This is a genomic window from Cellulophaga sp. (genome assembly GCF_039943695.1).
Classification (GTDB): Bacteria; Bacteroidota; Bacteroidia; order Flavobacteriales; family Flavobacteriaceae; genus Cellulophaga.
On record NZ_JBDVAA010000157.1, the window covers coordinates 15,292 to 27,431 of the forward strand.

The window sequence follows — 12,140 nt, forward strand, 5'->3', positions numbered from 1 at the left end:
AATTCTTATGCCAATACCAAGCAGATTGAAAAAAAATTGTAACAATTAAATCAATCTATCATCTATAAAACAAACCATACATTTTTTTGAGCCAACAAAAAGAACATATCAATACTTTATTGCTACAATGCAAGCAAGGTAAGCAAAGTGCACAGCTAGAGATCTATAACCGGTACTATAAAGCAATGCACAACACTGCATACCGAATTGTAAAACATAGCGCCGAAGCAGAGGATATTATGCAAGAATCGTTTTTAAGTGCATTTACAAAATTACATACCTATAAAGGTGAAGTAGCTTTTGGTGCTTGGTTAAAACGAATAGTAATTAACAATAGTATTTACCAATACAGAAAGCAACAAAAAAACACAGTAGTTGCTTTAGATGATATTATGTACAGGGTCAAAGATAATGATAGTAGTACAAAAGATGATGGTGAAACACAATTGAAGGCTCAAAAAGTGATGGATGCCATGCAACATTTAAAAGACAACTATAGAATTTCTTTGACCTTACATTTAATTGAAGGGTATGACTATGAAGAAATAAGTGAAATAATGAATATTAGTTATGCAAATTGTAGAACTACAATTTCTAGAGCTAAAGAAAGTTTGCGTAAACAATTAACTAGCGCTTGCATATGAAAAACAATACAGACATAGATAATTTATTTAAAGAGTTAAAAGGTAGTTTTGACACTCAAGAACCTAGCACTACACATACTGCTAATTTTATAGAGAAGCTTAATGCTACAAAAAAAACACCTAAAAAATTCTCTTGGAAACTATTTGCAATTGCAGCATCTATAGCATTTTTATGTTCAATAGGTTTTACACTATTTTACCAAAAGCAAACCACTAACGAGCAAATTGCAGAAATAGCTCCAGAGGTAAATGAAACTAAATTTTATTTTGCCAGCTTAATTAACACCCAAGTAAACGAACTAAAAAAAGAAACATCTCCTAGCACAAAAAAAATTATAGATGACACTCTTATACAACTAAATAAATTAGAGAGCGACTATAAAAAGCTAGAAAAAAACCTATTAAATGGTGGTAACACCAAATTAATACTAAGTGCCATAATTACCAATTACCAAACCAGAATAGATCTTATAAGAGATGTAATGGCACAAATTGATACTATTAAAAATTTAAAGAAATATAATGATGAAAACTCTACACTATAAGTTTATAACTTTACTACTACTTACTATTCCTATTTTAAGCATTGCTAACAATGACAAGGGAAAATACACTAAGGAAAAAACCATTAAAAAAGAATTTAGTGTAAATACAAATGCATTTTTAAAAGTAAATAATAAGTACGGCAACCTAAATATTACCTCTTGGGATCAAAACCGTATAGAAATAGAAGTACACATAAAAACCAGTGGAAATAATGAGGAAAAAGTACAGCGTAAATTAGACGATATTACAATTAGTTTTAAAGGTTCTAGTAGCAACGTATCTGCAAAAACTAATATAAATAAAACCAGTAGTTGGGGTTGGGGTAATAGCAACAATGTTAATATGCAAATTAACTACACCATTAAACTACCTGTTAAAAATAATATTGACTTAACTAATGACTATGGTTCTATTACCTTAGATAGAATTGATGGCCACGCAACTATAAACTGTGATTATGGCAGACTAGATATTGGCGAACTTAGAGGGCGTAACAACAACTTAAATTTTGATTACACTTCTAAATCTGAAATAGATTATATTAATAGTGCTAAAATTGATGCAGATTACTCTGGCTTTACCATTACAAAAGCTGGTAATTTAGATTTAAATACAGATTACACTAGCGCCTCTATAATCAAAATGGAAAATTTAGTTTACAATAGTGATTACGGGAGTTTATCTGTAAGCGAGGCAAAAAATATTGAAGGCAATGGCGATTATATTAGTATTAAGCTAGGTAAAATTAATGGCAACGTATCTTTAAATGCAGACTATGGCTCTATTAAAATTGCTGAGCTCACAGAAAACGCTGGCAACATTACTATTAATGCCGATTATACTGGAGTAAAAATTGGACACAACCCTAATTATAACTTTAAGTTTGAACTTAAATCTTCATACGGGGGAATAAACGGTGTAGACAATTGTAATATAAATGTTAAAGAAGTTAAAAACTCACAAAAATATTATAAAGGCTCTTGCGGATCAGAAAACAGCAATAACTTTGTAAACATAGCTACCGAATACGGAAGCATATCAATACATAAAAACTAAAAACACTTAAAATGAAAAAAATAATAACACTTAGCCTAGCTCTAACCTTAACTTTTGCAGCAAATGCACAGTGGGGAAAGCGTGTAAAAGGAAACGGAAATATTACTACAGATACTAGAAATGTTGGAGATTATGAAGCAATTTCTTTATCTGGTTTTTTTGATGTAGAACTTGTAGATGGTAAAGAAGGAAAAATTACTATCCAAGGAGATGAAAACATTATTAATCATATTAAAACAGAAGTTAAAAACGGAAAACTGGTAATTAAGGCTGAAAAAGGAATGAATTTAACTCCGTCTAGAAACAGCAAATTGTTAGTTACTGTACCTGTAGAACACATAAATGAAGCAACATTATCTGGCTCTGGCGACATAGTTGGCAAAACAACTTTAGTTAGCAATACTTTTGAAACTAGCATCTCTGGCTCAGGAGACATAAGCCTAAAAGTTAAAACAAAAGAACTAAAAGCATCTATGTCTGGGTCTGGAGATATTAATTTAAGTGGCTCTGCAACCGACTTTACTGTTAGAGTATCTGGTTCTGGAGATATCTCTGCATATGATTTAGAAGCAGACTATGTAAAAGCATTGGTATCTGGTTCTGCAGATATTAAAGTTACCGCTAAAGAAACTATAGACGCTAGAGTATCTGGTTCTGGTGATATTAGATACCGAGGAAATCCTAAAAAAATAGAAAGTAAAACTTCTGGTTCTGGTGGTATTTCTAAAGGATAATAATAATAATAATACAAAAAAGGAGGTTGCGTTTTGCAACCTCCTTTTTATTTAAAATCAATAGATTTAAAATATTTATTTTTTATCTACTCGTAAAAGCAATACTACACCTGCTATAAAAAATATGGCTAAAAACACAATAGCATTACGCATACTACCTGTTACTTGTGCTACAAAACCATATAAAAAGGTTCCTATTACAATTCCTATTTTCTCTGCAACATCATAAAAACTAAAAAAAGAGGTAGTATCTTTAGTATCTGGCAAAAACTTAGAGTAAGTAGACCTAGACAACGCTTGTATACCTCCCATAACCAAGCCTACACAACCAGCTCCTATGTAAAAATCTATAGGCGTTATCATATAAAATGCATAAATACATATTACTACCCATAATATATTTACCACTACAAGTGTTTTTACATTACCAAACTTTTTAGATGCTGCTGCTGTCACTAATGCTCCAAGAATAGCAACTATTTGTATCACTAAAATACTTACTATTAGGCCTGTTGTACGCTCCTTATCTGTCCCCCAAGCAATTTCTTCTTCTCCAAAATAAGTAGCAATTAGCATTACTGTTTGCACAGCCATACTGTATACAAAAAAAGCTATTAAATAACGCTTCAATTTTACCTGACTACCAAGTTGCCCCCAAACTCCTTTTAACTCTTTAAAACCATTTAAAATTACATTTTTACGGTCGCCCTCCTGCTTATTTCCTTTAGGCAAGTAGTAAAATGTATATTGACTAAAAATAATCCACCAAATACCAACAGTAACAAAAGAATATTTCATTGCTTTTAGCTCTGCAATACCCTCAGAATCTGTTTCAATTCCAAAAAGCTCCGGTTTCATCACCATCAACAAATTAAAAAGCAATAATATAACACTGCCTGCATAGCCCATAGAAAAACCTTTGGCACTAATAGCATCCATCTGCTCTGGGTGGGCCACATCTGGCAAATAAGAATTGTTTATAGCAAAACTCACCCAAAAACCAACTAACCCCATAAAAAAACAAAGCAAACCAAAGTATAAATTATCTAATGAAAACCAATACAAACCAATACATGAAACTCCGCCCAAATAGCAAAAGAATTTCATAAACATTCTTTTATTCCCTAGATAATCTGCAACGCCAGAAATTAAAGGTGTAATAATGGCAATAAATACAAATGCTAAAGATGTAGTATAACTAATTAAAGGAGCTCTAGCAATTTCGCCTCCAAAAATGGTTACTTTTTCTATGTTTGCTGCTCTAAAAAGTGCTCCATAAAAAATAGGAAAAATAGCAGATGCTATTACTAAACTGTAAACTGAGTTTGCCCAATCATAAAAAGCCCAGGCGTTTAATAGCTTTTTACTTCCTTTTACTAATGCAATACTGGTCATATAAAAAAATTAGAGCTGTTCAAATTTGGTTTTGAACAGCTCTAATATACAATTATAAATGATTTTTACTTTTATACTACAATTACTTAAAAGTAGTTACACCAAATTTCTTAGCTTCTTCTTTAGCTGCAGGCGCCCAAGCTGTTAAATTATTTATTCTAGTATCGTTAGATGGGTGTGTACTCATAAACTCTGGCTGAGATTGTCCTCCACTATTGGCTTTCATTCTTTTCCAAAGCTCTGCTGCTTCGTCTGGGTTATAACCTGCAATTGCCATAATTTGCAAACCAATACGATCTGCTTCTGTTTCATGACCTCTACTAAAAGGTAACATTACCCCTACTTGAGATCCTACACCGTATGCCTGGTTAAATGTATTTTTTGCTCCTTCATCCTTAATTAAAACATTACCTGCAACAGCACCTATTTGCTGTAACTGCCCTGCAGACATACGTTGCGCTCCGTGATCTGCTAACGCGTGCGCTACTTCATGCCCCATAACTACAGCTATACCTGTTTCATCTTGACAAATTGGTAAAATACCTGTGTAAAAAACAATTTTACCTCCTGGCATACACCAAGCGTTTACCGTATTATCATCTACCAAGTTATATTCCCATTTGTAATCTTGTAAATACCCAGGATACCCATTTGCTGTTAACCAACGTTCTGCTGCTGAAGCTATACGTTGCCCTACAGAGGCAATCATCCTTGCTTCACTAGTACCTGTTATTGTTTTGTTTTCAGTTAAAAACTGATCATATTGCGCAAAAGCAGTAGGAAATATTGAACTGTTTGGGTACATATTTAATGTTTTCTTTCCTGTAAACGGATTTGTTTTACAAGCAGAAACTGCTAAAAAAATAGTTAATACTAATAATATCTTCTTCATAATAGTAATGTGTTTAGTGTGCTTTTAAAAATACAAAAATATTCTATGTTGCTATAATATCATAGATATAATCTTAATTCTTTAGTTGATATGCAAAATAAATTTTCTAATTTTAAATTTGGAACGCTTTTTGAAACATCAAAAAAGAAAACGAAATAAAACAGATATCTTATGAAAAAAATTACCTTAACAATAGCAGCAATATTTGCATTAGTATTAACAGCTTGCAGTGGCTCTGACGGAAGAGATGGAATTGACGGACTAGACGGAGTTGATGCAATTGGCAGTGTCTACCAGGTTACTGGAGATTTTAACATTGGAAACAATTACACATTAACTTTTGAATTTCCTACTGCTGTAGAAGTTTTTGAGTCTGATGTTGTTTTAGTTTATATTTTATGGGAACAAGTTGATGGTACTGATGGGCAACCTATAAATGTATGGCGCTTAATGCCCCAAACTAGATTATTAGACCAAGGTACTTTAATTTATAATTATGACCATACTTTTGTAGATGCAAATTTCTTTTTAGATTCTGATTTTGATTTAAGTACTCTAAGTACTGATGACACAGCAAACCAAACATTTAGAGTTGCTATTTTACCTGCAGATGCTGTTAACGGCAAATTAGATACTAGCAATATTAATGATGTTATGGGTATTTTAGATACCAAAGAAGAAGATGTTATACAGGTTTCTTTAAAATAAGAATAGCTTACAATATTATAAGCCTCTACTTATTACTAGTAGGGGCTTTTTTTATGTCTTTAATTTGATAGGAATTGCGTTTAAAATCGACTAAATTTGAATAACCTTAAAATATAAAGATGATGTATAAAAAATTACTAATTTTAAGTGTAGTAGCGCTATTTATAAGTTGCAAAGGAAACTCGCAAAAAACTAAAGAAGCTACAAAAAAACAAGACTTAGCAAAAATTGAAAAAACAGATGCTCAGTGGAAAAAAGAATTAACACCTTTACAATATAACGTATTACGCAAAGCAGGTACAGAACGTGCTTTTTCTAGCAATCTTTTAGAAATTAAAGAAAAAGGAATTTATAGTTGTGCTGCTTGCGACACTCCTTTGTTTAAAAGTGAACATAAATTTAAGTCTGGTACCGGATGGCCTAGTTTTGATAGAACAATAGAAGGCAATGTTGCTTTTGATGTTGATTATAAAATTGGATACAAGCGTACAGAAGAACATTGCGCTGTTTGCGGCGGACATTTAGGTCACGTTTTTAATGATGGACCAAAAACAACAGGAGAAAGACACTGTATTAACGGTGCTGCTTTAAAATTTACACCTACAAAATAATGAGTAAAAAATATACTGTAGAAAAAACAGAAGAAGAGTGGAAAGCTGAACTTCCCGCGCAATCTTACAACGTTTTAAGAAATAAAGGGACAGAATACCCGCATACTGGCGAATTTAACCTGCACTTTAAAGATGGTAGTTATAACTGTAAAGGTTGTAATGCTAAACTTTTTGAAGCAGACCACAAGTTTGAAAGTGGTTGTGGATGGCCCTCTTTTGATAAAGCTATAGAAGGCTCTATTGAATATGTAAAGGATACAAGCCACGGAATGACACGAGTTGAAACTGTTTGCGCTAATTGTGGCGGACATTTAGGTCACGTTTTTGATGATGGACCACAAGAAACAACAGGACAGCGCTACTGCATAAACTCTGCTAGTTTAAATTTTAATCCGTCTTAAAAAAGTAATTTATGAGTTTTGTTAATGACTATAAAGAAAGTATGCTGTTTGAGTTTCACCGAAACAAAACAATGGCAGAAAAAACATTTAACCAACTTACCAACCAAGATTTGCATTGGACTTATGGTGAAGCTGATAATAGCATTGCCATTATTGTAAAACATATGGTTGGCAATATGCTAAGTAGATGGACAAACTTTTTTACTGAAGATGGCGAAAAAGAATGGCGCAATAGAGAGTCCGAGTTTGTTGCTCATTACCAAAATAAAGAAGAAATGCTAGTACATTGGAACAAAGGCTGGGATTGCTTATTTGCTGCAATAGATAGTATTAATGAAGATAATTTTAACAATAAAATTAAAATTAGAGCTGTAGAGCATTCTGTTATGGCAGCTGTAAGCAGGCAATTAGCTCACTACGCTGGGCATATTGCACAAATTGCTTACGTTGGCAGAATGCTAAAAGGTAAGCAATGGCAATCTCTCTCTATACCAGCAGGAAAATCTGATGAATTTAACAAACAAATGTTTAGCAAGTAACTGTTACTTACTTGTTAAACTTGTATAAAAAGTTGTTTTTATTTTATCCGCAGTTATAAAACTAAAGGTATAAGTAGCATCAAGCCAACTACAATAAATCAGAAATTATAATTGTTTAATTTTCTATAACATAAAAAAGGGTCGTAAAAAACTAAATTTTATTATTCTCTCCCTTAAAAATTGATTGTTTTTATGTGTAAAATATAAAGATAAGTACTAAAAAGTTAGCAATATGTTATTATTCATATTTATAGATTTTGGTAATTGCTAATTGATAATTGGTTTTGTACATTTGTGTGATTAAAATTAGAGACAAAAAAAGTATATATATGAGCAATTTTGATGTTATTGTTTTAGGTAGTGGACCAGGTGGTTATGTAACTGCAATTAGAGCTTCACAATTAGGTTTAAAAACAGCTATTGTAGAGAAAGAAAGTTTAGGCGGTGTATGTTTAAATTGGGGTTGTATCCCTACCAAAGCATTAATTAAATCTGCTCAGGTTTTTGAGTATTTAAAGCACGCGGGCGACTACGGTTTAAATGCTGATAATGTAGACAAGGACTTTGGTGCTATTATTAAGCGTAGCCGAGGTGTTGCTGAAGGTATGAGTAAAGGGGTTCAGTTTTTAATGAAAAAAAATAAAATTGAAGTCATTAACGGTTATGGTACTTTAAAGTCTGGCAAAAAGGTATCTGTCAAAGATGCAGACGGTAAAGAAACCGAATATAGTGCAGACCATATTGTTGTAGCAACTGGTGCACGTAGTAGAGAATTACCAAGTTTACCACAAGACGGTAAAAAAATTATAGGATATAGAGAAGCAATGTCTTTACCAGAACAACCTAAAAAAATGGTTGTTGTTGGTAGTGGTGCTATAGGTATGGAGTTTGCATACTTCTACAACTCTATTGGTACAGAGGTTACAGTGGTAGAATATTTACCAAGTGTAGTTCCTGTAGAGGACCAAGATATATCTAAACAATTAGAGCGTAGCTTTAAAAAAGCAGGTATAAAAGTAATGACTTCGTCTGAAGTTACTAAAGTAGATACTGCTGGTAACGGTGTTAGTGTACACGTTAAAACTAGTAAAGGAGAAGAAATTATACAGGCAGATGTTGTTTTATCTGCGGTAGGTATTAAAACTAACATTGAAAACATTGGCTTAGAAAATGTTGGTATTGCTACAGACAGAGATAAAATTATGGTAAATGATTATTATCAAACAAACATACCTGGTTACTACGCAATTGGAGATGTTACTCCTGGGCCAGCTTTAGCACACGTTGCTTCTGCAGAAGGTATTTTATGTGTAGAAAAAATAGCAGGTATGCACGTAGAACCTATAGATTACGGTAACATACCAGGTTGTACTTACTGTATTCCAGAAATTGCTTCTGTTGGTTTAACAGAAAAACAAGCAAAAGAAAAAGGATTTGATTTAAAAATTGGAAAGTTCCCATTCTCTGCTAGTGGTAAAGCTAAAGCTTCTGGTACTCCAGAAGGTTTTGTTAAAGTTATTTTTGATGCTAAGTATGGTGAGTGGTTAGGTTGCCATATGATTGGTGCTGGTGTTACAGATATGATTGCTGAGGCTGTTGTTGCTCGTAAATTAGAAACTACAGGTCATGAAATACTAAAAGCTATACATCCACACCCAACAATGAGTGAAGCTGTTATGGAAGCCGTAGCAGATGCTTATGACGAGGTAATACACTTGTAGTAGTAATTAAACTTACTTATACAAAGCCTAAAGTCTAAGCGTATTTTACACTTAGGTTTTAGGCTTTTTTAAATATTAAAATATGATTAAAGCATTTAGACTTATTGCAATATTAGAAGGAATATCTTACTTATTACTATTTGGTGTTGGTATGCCCTTAAAATATATGGCAGGGATTAAAGATCCTAACATATACATTGGTAATGCACACGGCATACTATTTATAGCATACGCTATATTGGCATTTTTTGTATGCAGACAATTAAAATGGGGTATAAAAAGATACGCTATACTATTTATAGCCTCCCTACTACCCTTTGGAACATTTTACATTGAAGAAAAATATTTTAGCCCTAAAGCATTAAAAGCGTAGGGCTTTTTTTATTTATTAGGAAGAAGATCACAATACCAAAAGGAAGTATCCCAAGTAGTATCTTCATCTTTTTTAAAGCAATTGTCATCTTTATTTGTCGTTGGCGTATATCCTTTTTGTACTTTCTCCCCTACTGTAAAACGTACAGGATTTTTAAAAATAGGACCATCATACACAAACGTATGAAACTCTCCGTTTTCTCCACAAGGATCTACATTCTCTGGTAAATCGTTAAAAAAACTTTCATCTACCTCTCTACCAACAAAGGACTCATCTAGTAACTTAGCATTTACACAAACTGTAATTGCTTTAAACCCCAATTGCAACAACTCTTTTAGTATCTCTTTTGTATCTTGTTTCCAAAGCGGAAAAACACCCTTTACACCAACTTCTTGAAGTTTCTCTTCTCTATACTTTTTTAAATCTTCTAAAAAAATATCTCCAAAAACTGCGTGTGTATACCCTTCTGCAATTAAGCCTTGCATTGCGGTTTTCATAACCTTATTGTAGGCAGACATAGATACATCTGCATTTAACTTAATAGTCTGTAAAGGCAGGCCAATAGCCTTTGCTTGCGCCTCTAAAAGCGGCAAACGTAAACCATGCATAGACACTCTGTTAAAACTAGCATTTACAGAAGTTACAAGTCTATCTACTTTATGTGTTTTAGACTGTTGCATTTTATACAGTGCCAAGGCAGAGTCTTTACCACTACTCCAGTTAAAATATGTTTTATGCATTAAGAATATTTATTTTGATGCTAAAAAGCTCTGTATAGCCAAATCATAACTCTGTAAGCCAAAACCTAGTATTACACCTTTAGCAACAGGAGATATATAAGATTGATGGCGAAATTCTTCACGCCCAAATGTATTAGAAATATGCACCTCTACAACTGGGGTTTCTATAGCTTTTATTGCATCACCAATACCAATAGATGTATGCGTGTATGCAGCAGCATTTAAAACAATACCATCATAACTAAAGCCCACTTCTTGTATTTTAGATATAAGCTCACCTTCGATATTAGACTGGTAATAACTTAACTCTATATTTTTATAAGTTAGTTGTAAGCCTGAAAAATAATCTACAAAAGTAGTATTACCATATATTGTTGGCTCTCTTTTACCTAAAAGGTTTAGGTTTGGCCCGTTAATTATAAGTATTTTCATATGGTAAAAATACTAAATATTACGCATAAAAAAAGGAAGCCAATTGGCTTCCTTTTAAATAATCTATATCAGTTATTTTTACAACTGAAACATAAATCCTATATTAAAAGTAGATGCATTTATATCATCTTCTAAACTAATACCAGCATATGATAAATTAAGCTCAATTGAATCTGCAATTCTGTACCCTAATTTAGGACGGTAATAAAAACCACCATCTACATTTTCCTTAAGGCCAAGAGCATAACCTAAATCTGTACCTATAGAAAAATCTTCAGTAATCATGAATTTAGCTACGGCAGCAATTGGCAAAAACTGAATATCATCTTGCTCTATTTCAATACCAGGACCTGCATCATAAGTTTTACCAAAATAGTGAGAATACCCAATAGTACCACCTGCGTAAAAAGTTTCTGAAACAGCTCCCAAATACTGTACATCCACACCTGCGTTAAAGCCATAAAAATCATCCAAATCTCCCATTGGAATACCTAAATTAACACCTGCTCCAAAACCTTCTTGAGCCTGCGCTCCAAAAGTAAATCCTAAAACTGCAATAGCTACAATAAATAACTTTTTCATAAATAATAATTTTAATTTTTAGTTTATAATTATAGTATAAACTTAATTAAATAATTTAATCGACCTACAGAAAAAGTAGTATTTATATTAATTTATAGATTATTTAACAAAATCAGTTTATAATAAAAAAGGCTACCTAAATTAGGTAGCCTTTAATATTATTAGCAAGTTTTGCTTAGAAATGTAAAGCGAAACCAATATTGAACTGAAACTGACTATCAGTTACATCCTCATCTAAAGATATATTATAACGTAAACCAGGCTCTACACTAACATTTTTACCTAAAAAAATTGCATATCCTCCTTGTAAACCAACGAAGGTTGCATTATCATCGTAGTCTTTAATACTTACTCCTGAAAAATCTACTTGTACAGGAATCATACTAGCAATATAGTACTTAGCACCTAACTTATAATTAAAAGAACTACTACCACGGCCACTTCCACTACCTTTAAAGTACCCTAAACCAACTTTTACAGCTAAATCATCAGCTATAAAATAACCTCCTTCTGCCCCAACACTCCAAGAAGTATCACCGTCCTCAGATCTTAAACTAAAAGAAGTATTTGATTCAGTTAATTTACCAAAATTAGTATTAGCTTCAATTAACCATTTTCCTTTACTAGTTTGTCCATTAATAACATCAGTTGATTCTTCCTGGGCCTGAACTCCCATAACAAACCCTAAACTTGCAACAGCTACAATAAATAACTTTTTCATAAAATAAATATTTTCTTTAAAAATTTAAAACAAATATACAGAATA

16 protein-coding genes are annotated in these 12,140 nt (G+C 32.5%); 10 read left to right on the top strand and 6 right to left on the bottom strand.

Translation table 11 applies throughout. From position 1 onward, the window contains the following. Nucleotides 1–86: 86 nt before the first annotated feature. Genes ABJD66_RS10080 through ABJD66_RS10095 form a run of 4 tightly spaced genes read left to right on the top strand, consistent with a single transcriptional unit; the run spans nt 87 to nt 2,980 of the window. Entirely contained in the window at nt 87–644 is a 558-nt protein-coding gene (locus ABJD66_RS10080; RefSeq protein WP_100895468.1) for an RNA polymerase sigma factor, read from the top strand. Beyond that, on the top strand, nt 641–1,189 hold the full coding sequence (locus ABJD66_RS10085; RefSeq protein WP_348131053.1) for a hypothetical protein: 549 nt from the start codon (nt 641–643) through the stop codon (nt 1,187–1,189). The genes ABJD66_RS10080 and ABJD66_RS10085 overlap by 4 nt, the downstream gene beginning before the upstream one ends. After that, the gene (locus tag ABJD66_RS10090) at nt 1,170–2,246 is read left to right on the top strand and encodes a hypothetical protein (protein ID WP_348131099.1); all 1,077 of its coding nucleotides are present in this window, start codon (nt 1,170–1,172) and stop codon (nt 2,244–2,246) included. The genes ABJD66_RS10085 and ABJD66_RS10090 overlap by 20 nt, the downstream gene beginning before the upstream one ends. Before the next feature lie 11 nt (nt 2,247–2,257). Continuing rightward, nucleotides 2,258–2,980, top strand: coding sequence for a head GIN domain-containing protein (locus ABJD66_RS10095; protein ID WP_100895465.1), 723 nt, complete (start codon nt 2,258–2,260; stop codon nt 2,978–2,980). Between the two features lie 75 nt (nt 2,981–3,055). Here ABJD66_RS10095 and ABJD66_RS10100 read toward each other — a convergent pair whose 3' ends face one another. Next, nucleotides 3,056–4,375, bottom strand: coding sequence for an MFS transporter (locus ABJD66_RS10100; protein ID WP_348131056.1), 1,320 nt, complete (start codon nt 4,373–4,375; stop codon nt 3,056–3,058). Nucleotides 4,376–4,457: 82 nt separating this feature from the next. Beyond that, nucleotides 4,458–5,267 (bottom strand): M48 family metallopeptidase, encoded by an 810-nt coding sequence (locus tag ABJD66_RS10105; RefSeq protein WP_100895463.1) that lies wholly within the window; start codon nt 5,265–5,267, stop codon nt 4,458–4,460. 171 nt (nt 5,268–5,438) lie between these two features. Here ABJD66_RS10105 and ABJD66_RS10110 point away from each other — a divergent pair, with 171 nt between their 5' ends. The 6 genes from ABJD66_RS10110 to ABJD66_RS10135 all read left to right on the top strand — a co-directional run bounded on the left by ABJD66_RS10110 (nt 5,439) and on the right by ABJD66_RS10135 (nt 9,620). After that, nucleotides 5,439–5,975: a collagen-like protein gene (locus ABJD66_RS10110; protein ID WP_348131060.1), complete on the top strand. Its 537-nt coding sequence runs from the start codon at nt 5,439–5,441 to the stop codon at nt 5,973–5,975. 122 nt (nt 5,976–6,097) lie between these two features. Next, a complete protein-coding gene (gene msrB / locus ABJD66_RS10115) occupies nt 6,098–6,586 on the top strand; it encodes a peptide-methionine (R)-S-oxide reductase MsrB (protein WP_348131102.1) in 489 nt (162 codons plus the stop codon). Further along, nucleotides 6,586–6,987 carry a peptide-methionine (R)-S-oxide reductase MsrB gene (gene msrB / locus ABJD66_RS10120; protein ID WP_100895461.1) on the top strand — a complete coding sequence of 134 codons (402 nt, stop codon included), beginning with the start codon at nt 6,586–6,588 and terminating at the stop codon, nt 6,985–6,987. Before msrB (ABJD66_RS10115) ends, msrB (ABJD66_RS10120) begins: the two co-directional genes overlap by 1 nt. An 11-nt stretch (nt 6,988–6,998) precedes the next feature. After that, complete coding sequence (locus ABJD66_RS10125; protein WP_348131063.1) at nt 6,999–7,526, top strand: DUF1572 family protein; 528 nt, start codon at nt 6,999–7,001, stop codon at nt 7,524–7,526. Between the two features lie 329 nt (nt 7,527–7,855). Beyond that, nucleotides 7,856–9,247: a dihydrolipoyl dehydrogenase gene (lpdA, locus tag ABJD66_RS10130; protein ID WP_100895459.1), complete on the top strand. Its 1,392-nt coding sequence runs from the start codon at nt 7,856–7,858 to the stop codon at nt 9,245–9,247. 82 nt (nt 9,248–9,329) lie between these two features. Further along, nucleotides 9,330–9,620, top strand: coding sequence for a DUF3817 domain-containing protein (locus ABJD66_RS10135; RefSeq protein ID WP_100895458.1), 291 nt, complete (start codon nt 9,330–9,332; stop codon nt 9,618–9,620). A gap of 8 nt (nt 9,621–9,628) precedes the next feature. On the opposite strand, the gene ABJD66_RS10140 is transcribed toward ABJD66_RS10135, so the two are convergent. From ABJD66_RS10140 to ABJD66_RS10155, 4 genes are all read right to left on the bottom strand, one after another. Further along, a complete protein-coding gene (locus ABJD66_RS10140; RefSeq protein WP_348131067.1) occupies nt 9,629–10,360 on the bottom strand; it encodes a diphthine--ammonia ligase in 732 nt (243 codons plus the stop codon). A 9-nt stretch (nt 10,361–10,369) separates the two neighbouring features. Then, nucleotides 10,370–10,792 (bottom strand): type II 3-dehydroquinate dehydratase, encoded by a 423-nt coding sequence (gene aroQ, locus ABJD66_RS10145; protein WP_100895456.1) that lies wholly within the window; start codon nt 10,790–10,792, stop codon nt 10,370–10,372. Between the two features lie 78 nt (nt 10,793–10,870). Continuing rightward, nucleotides 10,871–11,374: an outer membrane beta-barrel protein gene (locus ABJD66_RS10150; protein WP_100895455.1), complete on the bottom strand. Its 504-nt coding sequence runs from the start codon at nt 11,372–11,374 to the stop codon at nt 10,871–10,873. A 175-nt stretch (nt 11,375–11,549) separates the two neighbouring features. After that, on the bottom strand, nt 11,550–12,095 hold the full coding sequence (locus tag ABJD66_RS10155; protein ID WP_100895454.1) for an outer membrane beta-barrel protein: 546 nt from the start codon (nt 12,093–12,095) through the stop codon (nt 11,550–11,552). Between the last annotated feature and the right edge of the window lie 45 nt (nt 12,096–12,140).